Here is a 25830-nt window from a genome sequence, read left to right as displayed (position 1 = left end):
GGACAACGCCTGATCGGACCACGCCCGATCGGACAACGCCTGATCGGACCACGCCCGATCGGACAACGCCTGATCCGACCACGCCCGATCGGACAACGTCTGTCCGGGCTCGTCCGATCGGCCGACGCCCGACCGGATGACTCCCGGACCTCGGGTGGGGGCCACGCCTGGCCTCGGGCCCGAACGAGTGAATACCGGGGCCGGCACGTAGCCTCCGTCCACTGTCGTCGTTTCTCCTTGTGCGGCGCGCAAGCGCGTCGTGGTGTCGACTAGGAGGACGAAGAGTTATGAAGAAGATGGGCAAGGTCGCATTCATCGTCGCGGCCGGCGGCGGTCTGGTTCTCGCGGGTGCCAGCGGCGCCATGGCGGACGCCGGCGCGAAGGGCGCGGCCGTGGGTTCCCCCGGCGTGCTCTCGGGCAACCAGCTTCAGGTGCCGATCCACATCCCGGTCAACCTGTGCGGCAACACTGTCGACGTCATCGGTGTGCTGAACCCGACGTTCGGCAACACCTGCATCAACGCCTGACCCAGGCCCACGCTCTCTGGCGTGCGAACGGCCCCGAGACCGCTGCGGTCTCGGGGCCGTCCCGTTGGCGACGCGTCCGGCGGCTCGGGCACCCGCCACGACGCCGGGGCGCGTCCCGCGGTCCGAGACCCACCGGAACACCGATGCAGGGCCCTGCCGTTCGGGGCCCCATCGAGGCGCCGCGGTCCGCGTCCCGCGCAACTCGGGACGTCCGTCGAGACGTCGATCAGCTCCGCTCGGACGAGCGCTCGCCTAGACAACAGAACGACCAAAAGTGATCGCAAGCCGGTTCCACGCCAGGCCGAAACTCAGCCGCACGAGCTAATCCGCCCGGCTTCGGTGACCTCTCGTATCGCTCCTCGTTGACGTCCGTGCGGGGTCAACTTCCCCCGCCCCTCGCAGAAGACATTCAGGGGTACACATGCACAAGTTCGCCAAGAAGGGGCTGCTGGTCGTCGCCACCACGGGCGCGCTCGCGTCCGCGGCCGTCGGCGTGGCCAACGCCACCAGTGGTGCCCAGGGCGCGGCCGTCGGATCGCCCGGCGTCGCGTCGGGCAACAACATCCAGGTCCCGATCCACATTCCGGTGAATGTGTGCGGCAACACCGTCAGCGTGATCGGCGCCCTCAACCCGGCGTTCGGCAACCACTGCGCCAACGTGTCGCAGCACGTCACGCCGCCGCCGGCAACGCACTGCCCGCCGTGCACGAACCCACCGACCACCAAGCCCCCGGCCACCAAGCCGCCGACCACCAAGCCGCCCACCACCAAGCCCCCGACGACGAATCCGCCGACCACCAAGCCGCCCACCGGTGGCAACTCGGGTGGCACGACCGGTGTGACGACCTCGGGCCTGACGGCGGGCAGCACCGGTGGCACGCAGGTCAAGCACGAAAACCGTGCCCCGGCCCTCGCGGAGACCGGTTCGTCCGCGCTGACGGTGGCGCCGATCGGTGTCGCGCTCCTGCTCGGTGGCTTCGTGTTGTACCGCCGCTCGCGCCCCAGCGAGGGCTGAGCCGAGCGGATCCACCGCATGCGAACGTGAACCGCCCGCTCCTGGGAGGACAGGGGCGGGCGGTTCGTCGTCGCCCACCCGGTCCGCTTCGCACCGAACCCGCAACGAGGCTGCGCCGAAGCCGCGCCGAGTCTCGGTGTGACGACCTGTCACATCGTGCGTACCTGCCGGATGATCCGGCGCCGCAGAACCACGCGCCGGCTGCCGTCGCCGCGAAGCAGGAGCCGATCCAGCTCCCAATAGCCGTATTCCGCATGGTCGGTCAGGATGCGGCAGGCGTCGATGCGGGACGTGCCGCGCGGGATGTCCAGCTGCCGAAACTCGTAATTCGCCATGTTTCCGTTCCCCGACGACCGCGCGGCGGCGCGATGACCGGCCTTTTGGTGACTCTCCGACTCCGCCATCAGTGAACCATTGTGCGCGCGTGGGGGTATAGCGGATAGCGTCACCCCATGACCGGTGTTGCGCAGCCCACGCCAGAGCAGGTCCGTGCCGCCGCGGACGTTCTCAAATCGGCGATCGACGACCACCTGGCCGCCGTCGAAGCCCGCCAAGGCGAGAGCGACCCGGCCGTTTTCGCGGCGTACGACGCCCTCGCGGCCGCCGCGGAGGCATACGACGAGTTGCTGTACGACGCCCACGACGAGGTCACCCCGTTCGAGGTGCCGAGCAGCGGCAACGAGGAGACCGAGTACGAGGGGCCGACCAACCCACAGGCGGTCACCGTGCTGATCCGCCGGGACTACGTGGTCAAGGATCTCGCCACGCTCGTCGACCACGCCCGCCGAGCCGACGACGAGGCCGGCGAGTCGGAACCGCCGGCCTCGCCGCACGACGCCGGCACCGAGACCGCGGCCGGCGCGGTCGCCGTGCTGTTCGACGTGTACGACCCGGACGAGATCGCCCAACGTGCCGACGAATTGGGCCTGGAACCGGGCGACTCCACGCTGTGGGTGTCCGCGACCGAGCCCTCCGAGCCGGGCGAGTGGCTGGACGCGCCGTTCGACGACGCCGACCCACGCAGCATCATCTACCGATTCGAGACGAGCACCGCGTACGAGGACGACCTCGAGGTCCTGGAACGCGATCTGCACTGAGCCCACCGGGCCGCTGTGGAGACTGTGACGTCACACACGTGAGGCGGCGATCCCCTGGGGGGTCGCCGCCTCACGTGCGGGTGGCCCGGACTCAGTAACGCAGCGAGAGTGCGATGCCGCCCGCGTCGGCGAGCGTGTCGTCCGGTACGAAGACGACCCTGCCGTCCTTCTCCAGGACCGCTTCGACCACGGTGTCCACGATGTCGTCCTCGGCCTTGCCGGCCAGCACCGCGTCGGCGGCGGCGTCGCCCGTGAGCACGTCCAGCGAGATCTCCTCCGCGCCTTCGACCCCGTGCGTGCTGCCGGTCACTCGCAGTCCCTCCTCGACCACGAGCAGCGCGCCGCGCCCCGCCCGCGCGGGAGCCCACACCTCCTGGATGCCGCCCGCGTAGCGCTTGGCGCTGCGCGCGTCGTCGAGCGTCGCGAGCGCCTCGGCGGTCGTCTCCGCCGCGAGTGCGGCCCGCGCCGGCGCGAGGATCGGGCCGAACTGACCGGGTGTGGTGTCCTGAAGGCCGCCGACCTCCAGCTCGGTCGCGGCCAGGTGCGCGCCGTTCCTGGTGGTCTCGCGGAACGCCTTGACCTGCGGCCGCAGCCCGACGAGGACGACCTTGTCCTCACGTCCGAGGAGCGCCTTCGCGAGGTGCTCGTCGGCCTCGTGCAGGAGCCGCCGGAAGTCCTCGCCGACGCCCATGCCACCACCCTCGCGGGTGGGCGGCCCGTCCCGCTCGGGCCCACCGGACAGGACCGGGAAGCCGCCGTCGCGGACCTCGTGCACGTCGTCGCCCCGACCGTGCCACAGGTGCACCTCGTGGTCGCCGAGCACGAGCGCCCAGTAGGGCGTCAACCGCTCGGCCGCGGAGACGAGGTTGCGGGTCAGGAAGGTCGTGTTGAACACCACGCGCTCGCTGACCGGCGCCTCGACCGTGAAGGCGTAGTGCTCCTCGGGAGAGGCGTAGAGCACCAGTCCGTCCAGGAAGTGCTCCGGGTCGAGTTCGGCGGCGGCGGCCTTGAGCTGGTCGGCCGTCCTGATCCGATCGTCCCGAGTGACCTCCGGGTCCGCCGCGAGCCGCTTCTCGGCCTCCGCCAGCACGTTCCGCAGCCGGATGTGGTCCTGCTGGTTCTCCGGACGGTGTCGATGCGTGGGCAACGTCATCGACACGGCGGGGTACGGACGGGGTCGGCGCAGCTCGGCAAGCAGCTCCGGCGACAGGTCAGCGGTCGTCATACGGTCTCCTGGCGTCCGTTCGGGCGGCACGGGCAATCGCGCTTCGCCAATCGCGTCGTGGACACATCGCGTCGTGGACACATCGCGGCTTGGACAATCGCAGCTTCGGCAAACACAGCGTCCTATGCCCGAATCGCCGGAAAAATCGCGCGCATCACCCGACCGGCTGCCGCCGAGCGGGCAGACGACGAGTTCCGGCCACCCGCGGACCGCGAGCCGACCATCGCTCGGCGCCGCGTCTCGCGCGCGGGGCCGCCCGACGTCGGCCGTCTCGGCAACCGGCGTTCAACCGTCGTCGCGGCGAAGCCGGCCCGCTCCGCGGCGTCCTGCCCGGCATCGGATTCGGTCCGCGCTCGGCTGCCTTCCGGTGGGCTCTCGGACCGCCACGCGGCGGGCCGGATCGGATCGGATCGGCCCGCCGCAGATTCCTACGCCTTCACGCCTACTCGCCTACTCGCCTACTCGCCCTACATTCCTACGTGTTCGCGTCTGCGCGTCTTCGCGTCTTCGCGACATGGCGCCTTCACCCGTATGCCCGGACAACCTCGGCGACTTGGTCCGCGACGGCCGCACCGTGGCCACTCAGGGCTTCGCGGTGTTCGCGCAGCGTGCGCACCGCCGCGCCCGCGTCGCGGGCCAGCCGATCGCACCGGGCGCGGACGGCGTCCGGCGCCGCCGGGTCGTGGTCGAGCAGGCGCTCGTACAGCAGCACGCTGCGTCCGAGGACGACCGCCTGCTGGAACAGCCCGCCCAACGGCCGCGGATCGGCCCGCAGCGGGGTCGCGACGAGCGGGTCCGCGGCGCCGGACGGGCGCAGGAACGGCTCGGCGGTGACCGCGGCCGCGTTGCACCGGGTGTGCGTGCCCTCGTGCACGAGCGCCTCGGCCAGTCGGATGGGGCCGGGCAGGCCGCTCGGGTCCGGGTCGAGCCGGGCGCGGTTGATCAGTACCGCGCCGTGAATGCCGAAATCGGTGAAGCCGTCGATCGCCGCGCCGTGCAACAGGGCGACCTGGACCACGATTTCGCCCAGTTCGGCGTGTGCCTGCGGCCAGCTCGCGGTGAGCAACTCTTCGGCGCGGTCCAGGGTCTCGATGTCCCGGACGCGCCATGCGACGACGGCGCTGTCCGCCAGGGGCGCGTCTTCGCGGACCGGGATGGCCTTGAGCGCACGGGCGACAGCGCGGTCCAGGTGGGCTCGGGGCTCTGCCGGTCGAAGTGGGCGGCCCCGGTCGGGGGCGGTGATCCCGGCCCTGGCGTGCTCCAGCAACCGGCCCAGGGCGGCGAGCCGTTCGGGTTGCGGCGTGCCGCGCAGCACGCGCTGCGCGGCATGGGCGATCTCGACGACGGCCGGGTGTCCCGCTTCCTCGTGGGTCACCCTCAAGTCGGCCCGGCCCAGGACCGTGCGGGTGGTTCGGGCCAACGTCGCCCGCTCCTCGGCGGCCTGCGCTGCATCGGGTTCGACGTGCACCGCGTTGCTCCCTCTTCCGGTCGCGCTCCGTTGCTCGCGTCCCGCCGCTCGCGGTTCGCCACTCGTATGCCGCCACTCACGTCCCGCGCTCGCGTCCCGCCGCTCGCGGTTCGCCACTCGTATGCCGCCACTCACGTCCTGCGCTCGCGTCCCGCCGCTTGCGTCCCGCAACTCGTGGGCACGCGTCGCATGTCGGCGGCGCCATCGTCCGGCTCCGACCCTCTTCATCGCAATACGTGACCGGCCGAATGCCGTGGGTCCCGGGCGGGTTCGACATGTCCGGGAATCGCCTTGGCTCGTGCCCAGGCCCTCTCCCCGCCGCCGCACGACCGGGCTGCGATCGCACCCGGCCACCCCCGGGCGTTCTCGGCCGAGCCCATCTGCGCGGCGGACAACCGGAGTTCGGGCCACACTCGCCCATCGCGACATCGTCGCGAACAGCCGGAAACCGCCCACCGGGGACGATCCGCCACACTCGGCGTCGAAACGAAGGTGCCACGCACCCGCGACGATCACTCGCGCATGAACACCGGTTGACGCTGCGTCAGAAGCAACCCTAAGTTGATCCCCGTTCACGCTGGAGATCCGGAAGTCATCGGCGCCGCCCGGTCCGTTCGGGGTCGTGCCCACGCAAGGAGCGAACTCGTGCGATCCGTGCTTCCCCGTCAGCCGGCCCTGATCGCCGCCTTGACCGGACTCGTCCTCACCACCGTCGCGTGCGGCTCCGACTCGTCGTCGAAGACGTCCGAGAAGGGTTCGATGACCGTCCTGGTCACCCAGGAGGCGCGCAGCCTGGACCCGATCGTGGCGAGTCTGTCCCAGATCACCGGCGGGACGCAGGCCGCCGCCGTGTTCGACGTGCTGATGTGGATCGACCCGAAGACCGGCAAGGCCGAGCCGCAGTTGGCCGAGAGCGCCACCGGCGCACCGGGCGGCCTGGTCTGGACGCTGCGGCTGCGGCCCGACCTGAAGTTCTCCGACGGCACGCCGCTGGACGCCGAGGCGGTCAAGTTCAACTGGGACCGGCACGCCGACCCGGCGAACAAGTCGATGCAGGCACGCGTGGTCGCCGGACTGGGCGTGGCCGTCACCGACAACCGCACCCTGACCATCACCCTGCCGGCGCCGAACGCGCACTTCGACAAGGTGATCGCGCACAATCTCGCGTTCGTCGGCTCGCCCAAGGCGATCAAGGCCGACCCCAAGGGCTTCGGCAGCAAGCCGGTCGGGGCCGGTCCGTACCGGGTCAAGAGTTGGGTGCGCGATCAGCAGCTCGTCTTGGAGCGCAACCCGAAGTACTGGCAGGGCAGCGGGAAACCACCCCTGAAGGAGCTGATCCTCAAGCCGGTCGTCGACCAGTCGCAGCGGATGGCGATGCTCAACGCCAACCAGGCGCACGTGCTGACGACGGCGCAGGCCAAGCTCGTGAGCGATTCACAAAAGGCCGGCCTACCGGTCGCGACGGAGGGCAAAAGCGGCGGCTTCGTGACGCTGTTCAACACGAGCCGGCCGCCGTTCGACGATCCGCGCGCCCGCCGGGCGTTCGCGCTGATCATGGATCCGGCGGATCGGGCGAAGGTGGTCACCGACGGCGCGGGCAAGCCGCTCGCCACCTTCCTGCGCCAGGGCTCGGAGTTCGTCGCCGCCGACGCGACGATGCCCTCGAACGACAAGGTCGAGGCGCAGCGCTTGCTCGACGCGCTGGCCGCCGAGGGCAAGCCGCTGTCGTTCACGTACAGCACGTACAACAGCCCGGGTTCGCATCTCACCGCCGAGTACTGGCTCGGTCAGGTCGCCAAGATGAAGAACGTCACCATGAAGACCGAGTTCCTGGAGGGCACCCAGTACCTCCAGAAGGTGCAGATCCAACGACAGTTCGACGCGGGCGAGTTCGTGTTGTCCTTCGACGACCCCGAGCCGGTGCTGTACAACTTCCTGCACTCCAAGGGCCAGGACAACCACATGCAGTGGAAGAACCCGGCGGTGGACCGCGCGCTCGACGAGGCCAGGGCCACTACCGACCCGCAGGTGCGCAGGGCCGACTACGCCGAGGTTCAGCGCGAACTCGTCAAGGACGTCCCGCTGTTCGCCTACGAACAGTCCTTCACTGCGGCGATACGGGCCAAGGATACGAAGGTGACCGGCCTGACCGTGTTCGAGGACGGCCTGATCAGGTTCGACCTGTTGGGTCTGGCATAGCCCGCGCCGGGGCCGCCTTGCGCGGCTCGCCGGTCACCGCGGTCGCCGAGCCGGTCGGCTCCGGAATGCACAGGCACGCGACCAGCGCGCAGCACGCGACCACGCCGGCGATCACGAACACGACCATGTAGGCGTGCAGCGCGGGCAGGGTGTGTCCGCCGACGGTGAGCGTGTAGGACGTGAGCACCGCCGCGACCACCGCGCTGCACACGGCCTGCCCGATCGTGCGCATGAGCGCGTTGATCCCGTTGGCCGCCGCGGTCTGCGCGGCGGGGATCGCTCGGATGACCAGCATCGGCAGCGCCGAGTAGCACATCGCGGTACCCGAGGCCACGACGGTGGCGCCGAGGATGATCAGCCACAGGTCGTGGCTGGTGAAGATTCGGACGACGTAGCCGAGGGCGAGCAGTACCGAGCCGATGCCGAGGCAGAATCTGGGTCCGCGGGTCGCGGTCAGGTGTGTGGAGATCGGCGAGAGCACGACCATCATGACCCCGCCGGGCAGCAGACACAGGCCGCCCACCGCGACCGAGACGCCCAGGCCGTAGCCGCTCTCCTTGGGTGTCTGGACGAGTTGGGCGGTGGAGAGGCTGTTGGCGTAGAACGAGAATCCGATGAACAGCGCGGCGATGTTGGGCAGCAGTACGGCCGGCCGGGCGGTCACTCGCAGGTCCACGAGCGGGGCGGATATTCGCGACTGGTGCACGCCCCACGCGAGCACGATCACCAGCGCGGCGGCGAACAGCGCGAGGGTGCGGCCGCTGCCCCAGCCCCACGCGGTGCCCTTGGACACGCCGAGCAGCAGGCACACCAGGAACGCGGCGAGGCCGATCGAGCCGACCACGTCGAAGCGGCCGGGGTTGCGTACCGGCGATTCGCGGACCACGAGGGCGATCATCGCGAGCACCACGAGCGCGAGCGCGGTCGCGCCCCAGAACATCACGTGCCAGTCGGCGTGGTCGACCACCAGGCCGGCGAGCGGGAGGCCGACGGCCGCGCCGATGCCCAGGGTCGAACTCATCATCGCGACGCCGGCGCCGACCTTGGCCGGCGGCAGTTCGTCGCGCAGGATGCTGATCCCCAGCGGGACCACCGCGGTCGCCGCGCCCTGGAGGGCGCGGCCCACGATCAGCACGCCGATGTCGGAGGTCAGCGCGCACATGAGCGAGCCGATCGACAGCACGCACATGGCGAACATCAGCATGCGTTTCTTGCCGAACATGTCCCCGGCCCGCCCGAGCAGGGGTGTGCACACCGCACCGCTGAGCAGCGTCGCGGTCACGGTCCAACTCACCGTGGACGCCGAACTTCCGGTCAGCTTGGGCAGGTCCGGCAGGAGCGGGACGACCACGGTCTGCATGAGCGCGGCGACGATGCCGCACGAGCCGAGCACGGGGACGAGGAATCGCTGCCGCCGTGCCGGGCGCTCGCGGTCGGGGAGGTCACCGGTGGGGGACAGACGAGGGGAACCGGGGCTGTCCACGGGACGCGCTCCAGGGAGAAGGAGGGGCAGAGGCGCCCCCACCCTAGGGATAGATGTACGACACATCAATCCCCGTTCCCGGGATTCAGCTCGCGTCCGCTGCCCGCTCCGCGCGCATCGGAGCGCCTACCGCGTGCATGTGTCCCAACGCCTGGCGGTACGAGCCGACCAGGCTGGTTTCCAGGTAGTCCACACCCAGCCGCTCGCAGTGCGCCCGCACGATCGGCTGGGCGGCCCGCAGGTTCACCCGCGGCATGCTCGGCACGAGGTGGTGCTCGATCTGGTAGTTGAGGCCGCCCAGCATCCAGTCGGTGACCGGGCCGCCCTTGACGTTGCGCGACGTGAGCACCTGGCGGCGCAGGTGGTCCCACTTGACGTTCGGGTCGGGCATCGGCATGCCCTTGTGGTTGGGCGCGAACGCCATGCCCAGGTGCAGACCGAGCAGGGCGTGCGTGACGAACACGAAGACCAGGGCCTTGACCGGCGACATCGCGATCAGCAGCACCGAGAAGTACAGCGCGTAGTGCACCGCGAGGACGGTGCCCTCGACCAGGCGCTCACGCGGCGTGCGGTTCTTGAGGTCCATCAGACCGTTGACCTTGAGGTTGAGCCCTTCGAGCAGCAACAGCGGGAAGAACAACCGGGCCTGGTTGCGGGTCAGCCAGCCCATGAAGCCGGTGCGGCCGGCCGTCTGGCCCTCGTCCCACACCAGGACGCCCACCCCGACGTCGGGGTCCTTGTCGAGGTGGTTGGGGTTGGCGTGGTGCTTGTTGTGCTTGGCGTTCCACCACCCTGTGCTCATCCCCATGAGCAGGTTGCCGTGCACGAGGGACAGGGCGCGGTGCGTCCCGGCCTTGCGCGCGATCTGCTGGTGACCGGCGTCGTGCCCGACGAACGACGCCCGGGTGGTGAACAGCGCGACGGGAATCGCCAACGCCAGTTGCCACCACGAGTCGCCCACCGACCAGACCGCGGCCCACGACGCGAGCAGGAAGACCAGGTTGAGACCGATCATGCGCGTGTACCACGCGGTGCGGCGCTCCAACAGCCCGGCCGCCTTGAGCTCGGCCAGGAGCGGCGCGAAATCGCTGCCGCGTTGTTGTCGGGGTACTTCCGGCGTGTCCAACAGGGGTGCGGTGATCGTCATGAACATCCCGTATCTCGGTGGGGGTCGGTCGTGCGGACACGGCGACTCGGGCGCCTGTATCGACGCTATGCAGCGACCGCTGATGGGACGATCCGACAATCCCCCCAACGTACGGGGTGTTTCCCTTCTCCCGCTGGGGGGCGAGGCCCATGGACACACGCCTTGCGATCCGCTATGGAGCAAAGGGGCATATGGGGCCGGCCGGGGGAACGGGAGTCGCCGGCGATGTGGTGTGTGTCCAAGGTCACTCGTGTGACGCCGAATCCGACGAACGGGCCGCTCAGTCCCGGTCGAGTGTCGCCTCGTCCCCGAGCGCGGCGCGCAGCGCGGTCGCCTCCTCGCCGATGCATTCGAGGAACGCGCTCACCGCGGGCGTCGGCGTGCGGTCGGCCATCACCGTCGTGCCCACCGTGCGGCGCACCGACTCCAACGGCACCGGCAGCACCGCGAGCCGCTCGTCGCCGGTGACCACCAACTCCGGCAGCGCCGCGATCATGTCGGTCGCGAGCAGCAGCGCGCGCACGGTCAGGATCGACGTGCACTCGACCCGGTCGGCCGGCAACGACAGGCCGTTGCGGGCGAACAACTGGGCCAACTCCGTGCGCAGGGCGGTTTGTTCGAGCGGCAGGATCCACGGGTGCGCGATCGTGTCGGCGAGCCCGCGCGCGCTCTCCAGGAGCGGGTGGCCGCGCCGCACGACGAGCCGGATCGGCTCGCGATACAGCGCGGCCTGCCGCACCCGCCCGGCGTCCTCGGCGCGCCCGAGCCGGCCGACCACGACGTCGATCTCGCCCGCGAGCAGTTGCGGATAGAGCACGTCGTAGGTCGCCTCGCGGACCACGACCGTGATCCGCGGCCTGCTCCGCTTGAGCGCCGCCACCGCGCGCGGCAACAGCACGCTGGTGCCCGCGAGCAGCGTGCCGACGGTGACCGTGCCGGTCTGCCCCTCGCGCAGGCTCGCGATGTGGTCGCCGGCCCGGCGTACCTCGGCCAGAATCACCCGCGCGTGCGCGACGAGGGCATCGCCGTAGAGGGTGGGGCTCATGCCGTGCGGCCCGCGCTCGAACAGCGGGACGTCGACCATCGTCTCCAGCTCGCGCAACGTGCGGGTCGCGGCGGGCTGGGTCAGGTGCAGGGCCTCCGCCGCCCGGCTGACTCCCCCGTGTTCGGCGATTGCCGTGATCAGGGTCAGGTGCCTGAACTTCAGGCGTCCGTCGAGCAGGTCCACGCGAGCTCCCATACCGGTTCGGTGATGAAGGGGCGCCGGATCGGCATTGGATGGACATGCACCGGCGCAGCCATCATGCACGTGGCGACAGCTTCTTGACGAGCCATCGGGACCCTCCATGACAGTGGCTTCACCCGTGACCGACGTGCACGCCCACGCTTTCCCCCGCATCTTTCGCGACCACGCGCGCAACTTGCGCGCCGCCGGGTCGACTTGGCTGCGCACGAACGCGAACGGCACCGGCACGCGGCTGCGCGGCGAAGCCCCGTACCGGCAGGTGACGGAAACACTGTGGGACTCGTACGCCCGCCTCGCGGACATGGACCGCGGGGCTGTCGCCGAAGCCTCGACCGCTGTTCGCGCACGGCGGGGGCGCATTTTCGCCCCTGCCCGGCCGCGCGCATCACGCGTGGCCCCACCGACCCCCGGGGCCCGCCCGCCGCACTGCGCCGAGCCGACCTCGCCCGCGTCGCCTCGGCGCCCACGCGGGCCCGTCCCCGGGTAGCACCGCACACCCCGCACGCGCACTTCCCCCGTCATTGTCCCGTGTCGGAAGGACCGTCAGATGCGCCTCAGATCCCTACCAACCGGCAGAGCCCTACCGAGCAGCAGATACGGCAGATCCGGAGCGGTCGCGGTGGCCGCCCTCGTGGCGATCTCCGCAAGCACCTACCTGGGCCCGGCCAAGGCGGACGCCGGCCGCGACGCGGCGCCGAGGACGGCTGCCGCCGGTGCCGCGCAGGACCCGAACATCCCGCTCACGTGCCAGGAGCGCAGGCCGCAGCAGGCCGATCCCAACTCGTACGGCATGCAGTTGGACGGGTCGTTCCTGGCGCCCGCGTCGACGCCGCTGGACGAGGAGAACCCGCACCCGTTCCCGGGCCGCAAGGACGACTACGACGGCAAGTCGTACAAGAAGAACATGGACATCGAAGCCTCCTACGAGGGCTACGACTTCACGCCGGACTTCTTCCACACGTGGCAGAACATCGTCGACTTCGGCGGTCGCCGCTACATGTTCCAGTACGACCGCTCGGAGGGGCGCGTCTACGACATCACCGACGTCAAGCACGTGCGCGTGGTCGAGAAGATGTCGCGCAACGACGTCGGCGGCGACGAACTCACCGCGAACGGCACGTGGGCGGCCGGCGACTACTGGGGCGCGTCCACGATCCAGTGGAACAAGCGGCTCAACGCGTACGTCATGGTGCAGTCCTTCGAGGACAAGCGGCAGATCAGCGAACTGACCGACGAGCCGGGGCACGACAAGTACGGCAACCCCGCGGGCGTCGAGAAACTGCGCACCAAGCCGGGGCTCAAGGGCTTCAAGGTCTACCGGCTCGACGGTCCGAAGAAGGCCGACTGGAAGCTGATCTCGACGGTCAGCACCGACTCGACGCAAAAGGACCCGCTCGACAGCGACCCGACCAAGGCCCAGCAGGGCTCGGGTTCGTTGGACGTGCCGTACTGGGACGGCGGCGCGTACATGTTCATCGCGGTGGCCCCCAACGACACGTTCGCCAACACCGAGTACCCGACGAACCTGCACTCGGCCGGCTACCAGTCGTACGACATGTCCGACCCGACCAAGCCGAAGCTGCTCGACACCTGGCACCTGCCCGGACAGGTCACCGGCGAGGACGACGCGTACGCGAAGAACCCGCGCTGCGGCAACCGGACCAGCTGGCTCGGCGCGCGGATGTCGCTGTTCGTGCCCAAGCCGGTCGAACAGGGCGGCAAGTACGGCTTCGCCGTGCAGGGCGGCCTGGGCATGACCGTCCTGGACATCTCGAACCCGGCGAAGATGCGACAGGTGGGCCACCTGGACCTGCCGCCGTCGGTCGCGGGCACCGAGGGCGACAACATCGACGTGTCGCAGTACGAGAAGACCGGGATGATCTACGTCTCGGGCTACCCGTTGACCGAGGACTGCTACGAGCCGTACAAGCCGATCTTCCAGATCGACGCGCGTGACGTGGCCAACCCGCGGATCGTGGGCCAACTCCCCCGGCCGAATCCGCCCAAGTCGTCCGGCATCACGGACTACTGCCAGCGTCGGGGCAGCTTCGGCCCCAAGCGCACGGGCTACTACACCAACCCGGGCAAGCACGACAACGGCACGCTCGTGTACGGCTTCTACAACGCGGGCGCCCAGGTCTTCGACGTCAAGAACCCGGCGAAGCCGGAGATCGAGGCGTACTTCGTGCCGAAGGCGTTCGGCACCAAGACGCGGGACTGGCCGACCGAGGACGGCACGTTCCCGGACTGGGCCAAGGGCAACCAGACCCACGGCGTCTACGTCGAGTGGGACCGCAACCTCGTGTGGGTGCTGACCAACCACGGCATCTACGCGCTGTCGTCCAAGGACGTGCTGGGCAGGCCGAACCTCGGCAAGCCCAAGGAGCCGTTCCGCAACAGCCAGTTCTAGTCGCTGCACCGACACCCGCGAAGGCCCGGCGCCCCCGACGAAGCGGGCACCGGGCCTTCGCGGGTCACATCCCGATCCACTCCCCGGGCAGCAGTTCGCCGATCGCGTCGAGCGCCTCCTCGGTCCGCGCCCGCACCGTGGCCATGCCCGGGTCCCAGCGCACGAGCAGATCCTCGCTCACGAACCAGAGCGAGCCCCCGTCCTCGTCGTCGTCGGGGTAGCGCGGAAACGCCAACGACGGCACGTGCGCGCGCAATACCTCCAACGCCTCGTCGGCGACCTCGGACGTGTCGCACGCGTCGACGAGATCGTCGTCGAAGAGCACCGTCTCCGACATCACCATCTCCACCGCCGCCACGGAGAACGCCGGCAACCACCCGAACCACTCGCCGCCCTCGGGCGGCGCGCCGTCGAACCGCACGATCACCGCCGGGTCGGGGCTCGGGTCGTCGAGCCGCACGCCCCACCAGCAGACGCCCTGGTTCTCCTCGCGAAAGACCAGCACGCCGTCCTCGACGTAGATCTTCTCCGGCCCCAGCAACACGTCCTGGTTGCTCGTCAGATCCCCTCGCCGACCGAGCAGTTCGTACAGCTCCCGCACCGCGACCGGCAGCGCGAGCCCCAGCCGGGCCTCGCACGCGTCCAACGCCGCACCGTCACAACCGTCACCGGCCTCGATCGCGGTGGCCCGATCGGCCGCGAACCCACGAACGAACTCCCACGCCGCGCCACGCTCCACGAGCGCGGCGGCCATCGCCGCGTGCATATCGAAAGTCATACGGGCACGCTAACGACCCCGAACGACACCGCGGCCCACCAAGGCCGGCACCCGAACGCTCTCGGCGTCGAGGGAGGGCCCGAGGTCGAGATCGCGCGTCAACTCCGGGAGCTCTCCGGCGCGCCCCGGTCCTGGCGCAGGTCCAAAAAGGCCACCACGAAGGCCACCACGACGAAGCCGACCGAGGCGACCAGGCCGTGCCGCAGCGGGCCGGCCCAGTCCTTGCCCTGGTCCGCGGCCAGGCGGGAGAAGAAGAGCGAACCGACGGCGGCGATACCCATCGCCGAGCCGATCCGCTGGGCGGTCTGCAGCACCCCGCCCGCGCTGCCGCCCTGGGCCGGCGGCACCTCCGCCAGGGTCAGCGTCTGGTTCGGCGCGATCACGAATCCACTGCCCAGTCCCGCGAACGCCAGCGGCGCCACCAGCGCCCATCCGACGTGCTCCCCCGGCACCTCGTACACCGCCAGGATCGCCCCGCCCAGCCCGATCGCGACCATCGCCAGACCGCCGGTCACCAGGACGCGCCCGAAGCGGTTCACCAGCCGGCCGCCGATCCAGGCCCCCAGCGCCGAGCCGACCGCGAAGGGGGTGATGGTCAGACCCGCGAGCAGCGCGCTGTAGCCCAGTCCGGACTGGAGATAGAGCGTGAAGACGAAGAAGATCGAGGTGAACCCGGCGAAGTAGAACAGCATCACGAACAGGCCCAGCGTGTAGGACCGCACCTTGAACAGGTTCAGGTCCACGACCGGCTGCTCGCCGCGGCGCCCGAGCCGCATCTCCCAGCGGACGAACACCGCGAACAGCACCAACGCGACCGGCACGAGCAGCCATTTCCCGGCGCCCTCCCACTGGCGTTCCTCGACCAGCGGGAGCAGCAGGAGCACCACGCCCGAGCCGAGCAGGAGCACCCCGACCGGGTCGAGCGAGCGCATGCACGCACGGCTCGCGTGGTCGGGTGCCGGCAGCAGTCTGCGGGCCAGCACCAACGCGACGATGCCGATCGGCAGGTTGACGTAGAAGACCCAGCGCCAGCCCTCGTCCTCGCCGAACGCCTTGATGATCAGGCCGCCGAGCAGTGGCCCCACCGCCGTCGAGATGCCGACCACGGTGCCGAACATGCCGAATGCGCGCCCGCGTTCGCGACCCGAGAACATCTGCTGGATCAACGCGGACACCTGTGGGGTCAGGATGCCGCCCGCGATGCCTTGGAGCAGCCGGGCCAGGACCAGCCACGTGGCGTTCTGCGCCGCCCCGCACAGCGCGCTCGCGGCGGTGAACAGCGCGAGGCCGAGCATGAACATCATCCGGCGCCCGCGGGCGTCGCCGATCCGGCCGGCGGGCACGAGCGCGAGGCCGAAGGTGAGTGCGTAACCGGAGAGCACCCATTGGATGTCGCTCTCGGACGCGCCGAGACCCTCGCGGATCGAGGGCAGCGCGACGTTGACGATCGACACGTCGAGCAGGGTGATGAAGCCGGCGATGAGGCAGACCGCGAGGGCCTGCCAGCGGTGCGGGTCGGGCTGCGGTTCGCCGGGCGGGGACGACGCGGGAGGCTCGGGGGAACCGGGAGACCCGGAGGACTCGGGCGACCCGGAAGAACCGGCGGACTCGGAAGACCCGGGGGGACCGGGAGTCGGGTCGCTCATCTGCCACTCCTCCCGGGGATCACCCTGTCGGTGACCATCCGCAGAACAGTGCCCGCATTTACGACTTCCAAGACCGCCGCCCGGGTGATCGGCGCAGGATCGGGCAGCTCCGGCGGGTCCCGGCGATACGCCGCGCGCCGAACGTGGGATCGCCGGCCGTGCCCGCGCTCAACGGGTACGGCCGGCGAGTGTGCGTGGGGCTGCGGTTACTTGGTGATGCCGAAGCGCTCCAGGCCGAACGCCTTGATGGCGTTGGTGCGGAAGAGCTTGTCGCACTCCTCCTGGGTCAGACCCGCCTTGGTGGCGATGTCGAAGGCGACCTTGTGGGTGTTGGGGAAGGTCGAGTCGGCGTGCGGGTAGTCGACCTCGAAGCAGATCTGGTCGATGCCGATCACGTCGCGGTTACGCAGGCCGATCTCGTCGTCGAAGATGCAGCCGTAGATCCGGTCCTTGATGTACGAGCTGGGCTTGTCGGTGAGCGAGGAACCGAACGCGTTGTCGTCGCGCTCCGCCCACAGCTTGTCCGCGCGCTCCATGACGTACGGCATCCAGCCGACCTGGCCCTCGGCGTAGGCGATCTTCATCTTCGGGAAGCGGTCGAACACGCCCGAGAAGATGTAGTCGACCATCGAGCCCATGGCGTTTTGGAAGGTCAGCACCGACGAAACGATGAACGGCGCGTCGGGCGACGTCGAGGGCATCTTCGAGGACGACCCGATGTGCATGCAGACGATGGTGTTCGTCTCCTCGCACGCCCGGAAGAACGGGTCCCAGAAACGGTCCTTGTCGTGCACGCCCGGCAGGCCCAGCGGGACCGGGTTCTCCGAGAACGCGACCGCGAAGGAGCCCTTGGCCGCGCAGCGGCGGACCTCGGCGGCGGCCAGGTTCGCATCCCACAGCGGGATGATCGTCATCGGGAGCAGGCGGCCCTTGCCGTCGCCGGCGCACCACTCGTCGATCATCCAGTCGTTGTACGCCTGCACGCACAGCAGCGCGAGTTCCTTGTCCTCACGCTCGTAGAACGCCTGGCCGCAAAAGCGCGGCAGGATGTTCGGGAAGCACAGCGACGCGTCGACGTGGTTGGCGTCCATGTCCTTGAGGCGCTCGGACTGGATCCACGCGCCCGGCCGGATGTCGTCGAAGGTGACCGGAGTCACGTCGAGGGTGTCGAAGCCGACCGCGGCCGAGAGCTTCGGGAAGGGGTAGACCAGGTCGTCGTAGAGCCACCAGTCGCACCACTCGCCGTCCTCGACGCCGCGCTCGTACGAGAACACGCCGCCGATGAAGTTGAACTTGGCCTTGTCGCGCACGACGCGCGGGCCGCGGTCCTTGTACTTGGCGGGCAGTCGCGAGGTCCACAGGTCCGGCGGTTCGACCACGTGGTCGTCGACGGAGATGATGCGGGGGATCTCGAGCGTCATGGCCTGCTCCTTGTGCGAGAGGTACGCGGGGGCGTGTCGGGCGGGGGTGCGGTGGCCCCGGCGGTGACGCGTGGACCCTGCTTACCCAGGAAACCATCTGACGGGCCGTCAGCCAAGCCGCTGTTGTTGCTAACGTTATGCCGACACGGCATAGGTGGGAATCCATGGAACTGCGCGACCTGAGATGTTTCCTGGCGGTCGCCGAGGAACGGCACTTCGGCCGGGCCGCCGCACGCCTGTATCTGTCCCAACCGATGGTCAGCAAGGCGGTACGACGCCTGGAGCAGCAATTGGGCGCCCGACTGGTGGACCGATCGTCGCTCCCGGTCGCGCTGACACCGGTCGGCGAGGTGTTCCGGCGCCAGGTCGACGACTCGCTGCGGCTGCTCGACGACGCGTGCGCCCAGGTGCGCCGGCGGGCGACGTGGGACGCGGGCCAGGTGCGCGTGGGGTATACCTCCGGGCTCGGCCCCTCGCTCGTCTCCGCCGCGATCTCGGCCCTGCACATCCGCCACCCGGCGCTGCGCGTGCAATGGACCAGCGAGCCCACTGCCCGCCAGGTGGCCGACGTGCGCGAGGGAGTGCTCGACGCCGGGCTCGGCTGGCTGCCCGACCTCGGCCCCGGCTTCGAGTCGACGCGCGTGGGCACGTTCGCGTTCGTCGCGCTGCTCCCGCAGGAACACGCGCTCGCCGGGCGGCAGTCGGTGGGCCTGAGCGAACTGGTCGCGTGCGGCGAACCGATCGTGGTGTGGCCCAGGCAACCGCATCCCAAGCTGTACACGCGCGTCACCGACGCACTGCGCCGGGCGGGCGCGACCGACATCGTCGAGGCGTTCGGCAGCGTGGACGACGTGATCGCGCGTGTCGTGGACCGGCAGGGGGTCGGGCTTTCGCCGCGGGGCTGGGCCCGGCAGCGGCCCGTGCGCGGCGTCGTACAGGTCCCGCTGACCGGGGCCCCCGACGTCGCGGTCACCGCGTTCTGGCGAGCCGACCAGGAGCACGAAGGGGTCGATGTGCTGGTCCAACTGCTGCGCGAGGTGGCGGCGGACAGCGATCTGGCCGACCAGTTGTGAGCGGGCGGCCGTATCGAGGTATTGGCGAGGCCCTCCACCGTCCCCAGTGAAGGGCCTCCCCACGTCAACGGCGCGGGCGCCCGGACGGTTCCCGCCGGCCCGATCTCGTCGCCGCGGTTTCGCCGCGGCGGTCTCCCGGGCGCGGCCTCATTGCAGCAGCCGGCCCAGTCGGCCCGGGATGTTCGGCAGCCCCGGGATGCCCGGCTGCGCGGGCGGCGGCGCACTGGCCGTGCCGCCCTGTACCGGGATCGCGTTCGGGTCGATCGACATCTCCGACGACTGCATCAGCACCGTGCCGGCCCCGACGAAGTCGTACTGGTGCTCCTCGCCCGACGCGCCGCCGAGCCCGGTCAGGCGCCGGGCCATACCGAGCGCGCCGCGCATGTACTTGGTGTCGAAGTGGTGGCACGGCGTCGGGCAGTCCGCCCACCCGAGCAGCGCCTCGGGGTCCACCCGGATCGGCGGCTCGACGAAGTGCACGGCGCCATTCGAGGCGGCGACGAACTTGCCGGTGCCGATCAGCGTCACGAACCCCGGCACGATCGACTGCTTGAGGTCCAGACCCGGCTGGAAGGCGAGCAGGTTGGCCGCCCGGATCGTCAGGTTGCCCACCTCCAGGTCGAACGAGTTGACGTCGAAGCCGCGGTCGGCGAGCAGCAACTGCCCCTTGCCCTGCGCGACGATCCAGTCCTGGATGTACAGCGGCGAGTTGAAGTTGGCGGTGACCAGCCGGTCGAGCGCGCCCACGCCCAGTGCCTCGAACTTGATCCGCCCGTAGTAGGCGATCATCTTGCCCTTTTGCACGAACCACTCGCCGTCGAGCGCCACGGCGAACGTGTAGGGGTTGACGTTGTCGTTCTGCGGCAGCGTGCGCGCGTCGAACACGGCAGGACCGGAGCCGGGGGTGGTCACAGCTTCTCCTCGCTCGCCTGGACGTAGACGGTGCCGGTGCCCGACAACTCCAACTGGAACGCCTCGCCGGAGCCGCGTCCGATCACGTCGCGCCAGCCGACGTTGGCGCCGATCCGGTTCTCGATCTGCCCGCGGTGCGCGACGTACGCCTGTGGGTCGACGTGGACCGACCGGCCCGGCTGGACCGGCAGTTCGATCACGCCGCCGTGCGCGAGCACCGCGCACGAACCGTGACCGGTCAACGTGGTGGTGAACAGCCCCTGGCCGGTCACCTGGCCGCGGATCATCCCGCGCACGCCGCCCTGCGAGCCCATGAACATCGTGCCCTGCTCCAGCGTGTCCTCGAACACCAGCAGCCGGTCCGCCTCGACGTGCAGCCGGTCGCCGGCGACGTCGATCACGTGCACGTGCCGGCCGCCGTGGCCGAACATCACCATGCCGTCGCCCTCGGCCTTCATCAGCGGTACCGACTCGCCCGCGAGCCGGCGTCCGATCATCCCGCCGACGCCCTGCGGGCCGGTCGTACTGGGCGTGAACGACACCTCGCCGCGATACGCGAGCATCGCGCCGCGCAGGCAGTACAGCGTCCGGCCCGGCCGTACCGTCGCCTCGATCATCTTCGAGTTGACCTGATCGAACGTCACGTCTGCCCCCCGATGGTCTGCCGTTCGGCGGGCTGTACGTACACGAGCCCCTCGCCCTCGAAGCGCAACTGCACACTCTCGCCGGAGCCCTCGCCGATGAACGTGCGCCAGTTCACGTCCTTGACGAACTCCTTGCGCAGTTGCCCGGTGTGCGCGACATACGCTCCGGGGTCCACCGACAGCGGCTCGCCCTGCGACACCCGCAACACGATCGCCGGGCCGTCGGAGGTCACCGCGACCGTGCCCTGACCGGAGACGGTCGTGGTGAACAGGCCCTGGCCACTGGTCGCGCCGTGCAGGCCGGTGAACTCGGTGCCGGTGCGCAGACTCTGGTCGACCGCGAGCAGGTTGCTCGACTCGACGTGCAGCGTCTCGCCGCCCAGTTGCACGAGATTGATCTCGGTGGCCCGGTCGGCGAACCAGCACGTGCCGTCGCCACTCACCTCCATGAGGGTCATCCCCTCGCCCGTGAGCCGGCGGGTCACCATGCCGCGAAGCCCCTCACCCCCACCGGACAGTCGTTTGAACGTCATCCGTCCGTCGTAGGCGATCATCGTCCCGTTTCGGGCCTTGACCGCCTCCCCGTTCATGCCCACCGCGAGTACGCGTGTGCCATGCATCCGAAAGGTCGCCACACGTCGGGAAGTTAGCAGCGGATCCCTGCTCCCCGGAGGGTGGAAACCCCTCACCTTGCCGGGGTTTTACCAGCGGAGCGAGCGACGGTACGGCCGCCGGCGGCCGTGACGGCACCGCCGCCGGCTGCGAAAGGACCACCCGGCGGTGGGCGAGAAGCCTCCGTCGCCGGCTTGGCAGCCGCTGCGTCGCCGTCGGGGGCCGCAAGTGACGAGGCATCAGATAGGTCTTGTAGCTTGAAGGCGCGACGTATCGTCGCACCGCAGGCCGGTCGATCCGGCCGGGACCGCCCGCGAGGAGTACACCCCCATGACGATGTTCGCCTCGCCCGAGGACGCCCGGACCCGGCTGTCGGCCGTCGACTACCTCACCGATCCGCAGATCGCCACCGCCGTCTTCCTCGCCGACGCGCTCGGCAAGCCGCTCCTGATCGAGGGGCCGGCGGGCGTGGGCAAGACCGAGTTGGCCAAGGCGGTCGCGGCGGCGACCTCGTCGGAGCTGATCAGGCTCCAGTGCTACGAGGGCCTGGACGAGGCGCGGGCGCTGTACGAGTGGGACTACCGAAAGCAACTGCTGCGCATCCAGGCCGGGGTGGACGGCTGGGACGACGCGCGCGCCGGCATCTTCGCCGAGGAGTTTCTGCTCGCCCGGCCGCTGCTCACGGCCATTCGCCGGGACGAGCCGACCGTGCTGCTGATCGACGAGACCGACAAGGCCGACGTCGAGGTGGAGGGGTTGTTGCTGGAGGTGCTGTCGGACTTCCAGGTGACCATTCCCGAGTTGGGCACGATCAGCGCCACCCGGCGGCCGTTCGTGGTGCTGACCTCCAACGCGACGCGCGAGTTGTCCGAGGCCCTCAAGCGCCGGTGTCTGTACCTGTACATCGACTACCCGACGCCGGAGCGCGAGCGCGACATCGTGCTCGCGCGGGTGCCGGGTATTCGCGAGCAACTCGCCGAGCAGGTCGTGCGCACGGTCGCGTCGTTGCGGGCGCTCGAACTCAAGAAGGCCCCCTCGATCGCGGAGACGCTCGACTGGGCGCGGACCCTGATCGCGCTGTCGGCCGACGACCTGGACGAGGACGTGATCGCGCAGACGTTGGGCGTGGTGCTCAAGCATGTCGCCGACCACACCCGGGTGGCCAAGGAACTCGGCCTGTCCGGCATCGGGGGCTGACGCCCGGTGTCCCTCCTGGATCGGCACACGGGTTTCGTTCGGGCCCTGCGGCACGCCGGCCTGCCGGTGTCCCTGGCCGAGGGCCTGGACGCGGCGCGCGCGGTGCGCGCCTTGGACGTGGGCCTGGTCGACCGCGAGACGCTTCGGGCGGCGTACGCGGCGTCGTTGGTGAAGCGGCACACGCACCGCGGGGTGTTCGACACGTTGTTCGAGCTGTGGTTTCCGTGGCAGGTGTCGACGCCGTCCGCGAGCGCGAGCGACGCGGAGGCGGTGGGCGCGGACGCCGCGGACGCCGAGGCGGCCGGCACCCCGGAGCCGGCCGCGGGCTCCGACGATCGCTCCGCCGAGGCGTTTCGGGAGCGGCTGCGCGAACTCCTGCTCGGTGAGGACGACATCGCGTTGCGCGACCTCGCCCGGGAGGCGGTCGGGCAATTCGGCGCGGTCGAAGGGTCCCTGGGGCAGGCGTGGTCGGCGCACATGGTGGGCAGGGCGTTGGACCCGCGCACGCTGATGGCGGGGCTGTTGCGCGCGGTGCTGGGTGGGCAACTCCCGGGCGGGGTGGCCGAGCGCAACGCGCGGCGGATGATCCAGGCCCGGGTGGACCGCTTGAACGAGCACATCCTGTCCGACGTCCGGCGCAGGCTCGCGGAGGTTCGCGGCGTCGAGCGGATCGCCGAGACGGCGGTCAAACCGTCGGTGGAGAACCTCGACATCCTGCGTGCGAACAGGGCCGATCTGATCGCCCTGCGGCGGGAGATCCAGCCACTGGCCCAGCGACTGGCCACCCGCCTGACGATCCGTCAGCGGGCAGGCCGGCACGGCAGGTTGGACTTCCGGCGCACGGTACGGGCCTCGCTGTCCACGGGCGGCGTACCGCTGACGACGGTGCACCGACCGCGCAGGCCGCACAAGCCGGAACTGGTGGTGCTGTGCGACGCGAGCGAGTCGGTCGCGTCCTTCGCGCACTTCACCCTGATGTTGGCCTACGCGTTGCGGGAACAGTTCGCGCGGGTACGGGCGTTCGCGTTCATCGACACCGTGGACGAGGTCACCCGGTTCTTCGAGCAGCCCGGTGGCGACGTCACGGACGCGATGCGCCGATTGACGGCGGAGGCGAAGCTGGTCCGGGTCACCGGGCACAGCGACTACGGCCACGCGTTCAAGGCGTTCGTGGAACGCTACGGCGACGTGATCGGCCCCAAGTCCTCGCTCCTGGTGCTGGGCGACGCCCGCAACAACTACCAGGACCCGGCGACGGCCGCCCTGACCACGATGGTGACCGCGGCCCGACACGCGTGGTGGCTCAACCCGGAGCCGGAACGCGACTGGGACACCGGCGATTCACTCGCGAGCGTGTACGGCCGCCACCTCCCCATGATCGAATGCCGCAACCTGACCCACCTGGCCGACTTCATCGGCGAGTTGGCCTGACCCGTGGGCCCGGACGTCTACCTGCCGGCACCCCCGAATCGGGGTCCGACCGACTCACGCGGCATGCGGGGTGAAGGCGACGGCGGTGGTGTCTCCGTCGAGCGCGATGTTCAACGACGCTTCGAGCGCCCTGGCCAGGCGGGCCAACAGGGGCAACGTGGGCACGGTGCCCCCGAGTTCGAGCTTGGACACCTGCGGCTGCGTCATGCTCGCTCGCTCGGCGAGCTCGCTCTGGGAGATGCCCAGCTGCGTGCGTCGGTCGTGGACGGCCTGACCGAGGTCGAAGGCCAAGCGAATCTCGACGCGCATCGCCGCGACCTCGGGCGGCTCGACGTGCCCCTCGACGAGCTTGCGTTCACGGGCAAGCTTCCAGCGTGCGTGGCTCATGAGCATTCTCCCTTCGCGACGTCCCGAGTGAACTCGTCGTGCGCGGCGGCGTGGTCGGCTTGGCGCCCGTCGCGGTCGGACGGGGTGCGCCCACGGCGGAGTGCGGCTCGACCTCGATCACCCGTATCCCGCCCACACACTCACGTATATACACAGCCGGCGGGAGCGGTCATAGCGGATTCGGGGGTGCTTGCACCGGTTGGCGCAGTGGGCTAGAGATCTTGGGGAAGCGATCGAGGTGTAGAGGGGAACCGGGATGAGCGTGACCACCGAGCGGCGGGGTCGGGTGTTGGTCGTGTCTATCGAGCGCGAGGCCAAGCGCAACGCGATCGATCAGGAAGTGACGGACGGGATCGAGGCCGCACTGAACCTGCTGGAGGACGACCCCGAGCTGTGGATCGGGGTGCTCACCGGGACCTCGACGGTGTTCTCGGCCGGCACCGACCTCGCCGCCGGGCTCAGCCCCAAAGGCGAGCGCGGCGGCGAGTACGGCATCATCCGGCGCCGGCGCGCCAAGCCGGTGATCGCGGCCGTGGAGGGCTTCGCACTCGGTGGCGGATTCGAGGTGGTCCTCGCGTGTGACCTCGTCGTCGCGTCCAGCGCCGCGCGGTTCGGGCTGCCCGAGGTCAAGCGCGGGCTGATGGCGATCTGCGGCGGCACCTTCCGCGCCCCGCGAGCGCTGCCGCTCAACGTGGCCAAGGAAATGCTCCTGGTCGGCGACCCGCTGCCGGCCGAACGGCTGTACCACCTCGGCGTGGTCAACCGGGTCACCGAGCCGGGGCAGGCGCTGCTCGCGGCCGTCGAACTGGCCGAGCGCATCTGTACGAACGGCCCCGTCGCGGTGCGCGCGACCCTGCGGGCGATCGAGGACGTGGTCGCCGCGGACGACGAACTCGGCTGGTCGAGCACCGCGGCCGGCTTCTCGGCGATCACCGCCTCCGAGGACATGAAGGAAGGCGTCACCGCTTTCCTGAGCAAGCGCCCACCGGAGTGGACCGGCCGCTGACGACGAGGCGTGCCGCCGCGGCCGGAGACGTTCACCCGGTCCGGCCACGACACCGGCCGCCCGGCCGCACCCTTACCCGGTCACCCGGTGCGGTTGCGGCGGCCCACCCGGCGGGCGGCCGGCGTGCCGAGGAGCACGAGCAAGGCCATGGCGCCGTACATCAGGCTCGCCGCGTGGGCGACGTCGCCCGCGTCGCCGTCGACCCCGCCGACATTGGCCAACGTGCCGGCGAGCGCCGAGCCCAGTGCGGTGGCGACCATTTGAACCGTGGTGAACGACGCGCCCGCGCTTGCCTGTTCGTGCTTCTCGTCGGCCGCGCCCATCACCGCGATCGGTAGGTGCGGCCACGCGATCCCGACGCCGACGCCGGCCAGGAGGAGCAGCGCGACCCACGCCGCGACGAGTGCCCAGGACGCGTCGGCCCGGGCGGTGAGGGCCAGTCCGGCCAGGCCCAGCGCGCACACGATCGGGGCCAGGCCGATCAGCGTGCCGCGCGTGCGGCCGGACACGCCTGCGCTCGGCATCGACCCCAGGGTCCAGCCCGCGGCCAGGGCCGCGCCCAGGAAACCGGCGGCCAGCGGCGGCATCGAGGCCAGTCGGTCGCCGAACAACGGCACGAACGTCTCCGCCGTGGACGCCATGGCCAGCAGGGCGATGACCACGTAGACGAAGGGCAGATGCGAGCCGGTCGCGAACGCGGAGCGCGGCAGGATACGCGGCCCCCGGGTCCGCTCCCGGTACACGAAGACCGCCAGGGTCAGCGCCGCGCCGAGCACGCCCGCGAGGTTGACCAACGCCGACTCCGCCAGGCTTGTCGCGCTCACCAGCAGCACCGCGCCGGCGAGCAGCACCAGGTTGATCGCGGCGACGGGCGTGGGCGTCGAGCGCGGCCCGGCCCCGGGCAAC

General features: G+C 70.4%; 22 protein-coding genes and 1 pseudogene. 9 read left to right on the top strand and 14 right to left on the bottom strand.

The annotated features are described in order from the left end of the window. Positions 1-287: 287 nt before the first annotated feature. Both GT354_RS15795 and GT354_RS15790 read left to right on the top strand, forming a co-directional pair. Positions 288-527: a chaplin gene (locus GT354_RS15795; protein ID WP_202511941.1), complete on the top strand. Its 240-nt coding sequence runs from the start codon at positions 288-290 to the stop codon at positions 525-527. Positions 528-948: 421 nt separating this feature from the next. After that, the gene (locus tag GT354_RS15790; protein ID WP_161356947.1) at positions 949-1542 is read left to right on the top strand and encodes a chaplin; all 594 of its coding nucleotides are present in this window, start codon (positions 949-951) and stop codon (positions 1540-1542) included. A gap of 149 nt (positions 1543-1691) precedes the next feature. Here the strand turns inward: GT354_RS15790 and GT354_RS15785 are convergent, their stop codons facing one another. Then, positions 1692-1877: a DUF5703 family protein gene (locus GT354_RS15785; protein WP_161356946.1), complete on the bottom strand. Its 186-nt coding sequence runs from the start codon at positions 1875-1877 to the stop codon at positions 1692-1694. A gap of 117 nt (positions 1878-1994) precedes the next feature. On the opposite strand from GT354_RS15785, the gene GT354_RS15780 reads away from it, so the two are divergent. Next, positions 1995-2639: a hypothetical protein gene (locus GT354_RS15780; protein ID WP_161356945.1), complete on the top strand. Its 645-nt coding sequence runs from the start codon at positions 1995-1997 to the stop codon at positions 2637-2639. 91 nt (positions 2640-2730) lie between these two features. Here the strand turns inward: GT354_RS15780 and GT354_RS15775 are convergent, their stop codons facing one another. Together GT354_RS15775 and GT354_RS15770 are read right to left on the bottom strand one after the other, a co-directional pair. Then, a complete protein-coding gene (locus tag GT354_RS15775) occupies positions 2731-3864 on the bottom strand; it encodes a chemotaxis protein (RefSeq protein ID WP_161356944.1) in 1134 nt (377 codons plus the stop codon). A 523-nt stretch (positions 3865-4387) separates the two neighbouring features. After that, positions 4388-5332, bottom strand: a complete 945-nt coding sequence (locus GT354_RS15770; protein ID WP_161356943.1) for an HEXXH motif-containing putative peptide modification protein — start codon at positions 5330-5332, stop codon at positions 4388-4390. A gap of 645 nt (positions 5333-5977) precedes the next feature. Here GT354_RS15770 and GT354_RS15765 point away from each other — a divergent pair. Then, positions 5978-7531: an ABC transporter substrate-binding protein gene (locus GT354_RS15765; RefSeq protein WP_161356942.1), complete on the top strand. Its 1554-nt coding sequence runs from the start codon at positions 5978-5980 to the stop codon at positions 7529-7531. Here GT354_RS15765 and GT354_RS15760 read toward each other — a convergent pair. The 3 genes from GT354_RS15760 to GT354_RS15750 form a co-directional block, all read right to left on the bottom strand. Then, positions 7503-9080 (bottom strand): MFS transporter, encoded by a 1578-nt coding sequence (locus GT354_RS15760; protein WP_161356941.1) that lies wholly within the window; start codon positions 9078-9080, stop codon positions 7503-7505. The two genes, GT354_RS15765 and GT354_RS15760, sit on opposite strands and share 29 nt — an antisense overlap. 19 nt (positions 9081-9099) lie before the next feature. Continuing rightward, positions 9100-10161, bottom strand: coding sequence for an acyl-CoA desaturase (locus GT354_RS15755; RefSeq protein WP_161356940.1), 1062 nt, complete (start codon positions 10159-10161; stop codon positions 9100-9102). 280 nt (positions 10162-10441) lie between these two features. Beyond that, a complete protein-coding gene (locus tag GT354_RS15750; RefSeq protein WP_161356939.1) occupies positions 10442-11389 on the bottom strand; it encodes a LysR substrate-binding domain-containing protein in 948 nt (315 codons plus the stop codon). 565 nt (positions 11390-11954) lie between these two features. Between GT354_RS15750 and GT354_RS15745 the strand changes: the two genes are divergently transcribed. Beyond that, on the top strand, positions 11955-13817 hold the full coding sequence (locus GT354_RS15745) for a hypothetical protein (RefSeq protein ID WP_237534941.1): 1863 nt from the start codon (positions 11955-11957) through the stop codon (positions 13815-13817). Between the two features lie 64 nt (positions 13818-13881). Here GT354_RS15745 and GT354_RS15740 read toward each other — a convergent pair whose 3' ends face one another. The 3 genes from GT354_RS15740 to GT354_RS15730 all read right to left on the bottom strand — a co-directional run bounded on the left by GT354_RS15740 (position 13882) and on the right by GT354_RS15730 (position 17662). Continuing rightward, positions 13882-14595 (bottom strand): SMI1/KNR4 family protein, encoded by a 714-nt coding sequence (locus GT354_RS15740; RefSeq protein WP_161356937.1) that lies wholly within the window; start codon positions 14593-14595, stop codon positions 13882-13884. A 98-nt stretch (positions 14596-14693) separates the two neighbouring features. Continuing rightward, complete coding sequence (locus GT354_RS15735) at positions 14694-16241, bottom strand: MFS transporter (RefSeq protein ID WP_161356936.1); 1548 nt, start codon at positions 16239-16241, stop codon at positions 14694-14696. A gap of 206 nt (positions 16242-16447) precedes the next feature. Continuing rightward, on the bottom strand, positions 16448-17662 hold the full coding sequence (locus GT354_RS15730; protein WP_161356935.1) for an amidohydrolase family protein: 1215 nt from the start codon (positions 17660-17662) through the stop codon (positions 16448-16450). Between the two features lie 164 nt (positions 17663-17826). Here GT354_RS15730 and GT354_RS15725 point away from each other — a divergent pair, with 164 nt between their 5' ends. After that, the gene (locus GT354_RS15725; protein WP_161356934.1) at positions 17827-18735 is read left to right on the top strand and encodes a LysR substrate-binding domain-containing protein; all 909 of its coding nucleotides are present in this window, start codon (positions 17827-17829) and stop codon (positions 18733-18735) included. A 147-nt stretch (positions 18736-18882) separates the two neighbouring features. Here the strand turns inward: GT354_RS15725 and GT354_RS15720 are convergent, their stop codons facing one another. The 3 genes from GT354_RS15720 to GT354_RS15710 are packed head-to-tail and all read right to left on the bottom strand — an operon-like array spanning position 18883 to position 20926. Beyond that, positions 18883-19647: an AIM24 family protein gene (locus GT354_RS15720; protein WP_161356933.1), complete on the bottom strand. Its 765-nt coding sequence runs from the start codon at positions 19645-19647 to the stop codon at positions 18883-18885. Further along, positions 19644-20291: an AIM24 family protein gene (locus tag GT354_RS15715; RefSeq protein WP_161356932.1), complete on the bottom strand. Its 648-nt coding sequence runs from the start codon at positions 20289-20291 to the stop codon at positions 19644-19646. Before GT354_RS15715 ends, GT354_RS15720 begins: the two co-directional genes overlap by 4 nt. Next, on the bottom strand, positions 20288-20926 hold the full coding sequence (locus GT354_RS15710; protein WP_161356931.1) for an AIM24 family protein: 639 nt from the start codon (positions 20924-20926) through the stop codon (positions 20288-20290). The genes GT354_RS15715 and GT354_RS15710 overlap by 4 nt, the downstream gene beginning before the upstream one ends. A gap of 313 nt (positions 20927-21239) precedes the next feature. Between GT354_RS15710 and GT354_RS15705 the strand changes: the two genes are divergently transcribed. Then, entirely contained in the window at positions 21240-22100 is an 861-nt protein-coding gene (locus GT354_RS15705; protein WP_202511943.1) for a MoxR family ATPase, read from the top strand. A 6-nt stretch (positions 22101-22106) separates the two neighbouring features. Then, entirely contained in the window at positions 22107-23531 is a 1425-nt protein-coding gene (locus GT354_RS15700; RefSeq protein WP_161356929.1) for a VWA domain-containing protein, read from the top strand. Between the two features lie 54 nt (positions 23532-23585). Here GT354_RS15700 and GT354_RS15695 read toward each other — a convergent pair whose 3' ends face one another. Next, positions 23586-23918, bottom strand: coding sequence for a helix-turn-helix transcriptional regulator (locus GT354_RS15695; protein WP_161356928.1), 333 nt, complete (start codon positions 23916-23918; stop codon positions 23586-23588). Positions 23919-24174: 256 nt separating this feature from the next. On the opposite strand from GT354_RS15695, the gene GT354_RS15690 reads away from it, so the two are divergent. Continuing rightward, positions 24175-24924: an enoyl-CoA hydratase-related protein gene (locus tag GT354_RS15690; protein WP_161356927.1), complete on the top strand. Its 750-nt coding sequence runs from the start codon at positions 24175-24177 to the stop codon at positions 24922-24924. Positions 24925-25004: 80 nt separating this feature from the next. Here the strand turns inward: GT354_RS15690 and GT354_RS15685 are convergent. Further along, positions 25005-25830: pseudogene (locus tag GT354_RS15685) on the bottom strand (hypothetical protein); the annotation flags it as partial.

This window comes from Streptomyces sp. SID3343, assembly GCF_009865215.1.
Lineage (GTDB): Bacteria > Actinomycetota > Actinomycetes > Streptomycetales > Streptomycetaceae > Embleya.
This window is presented reverse-complemented; position numbering and strand designations above follow the sequence as displayed.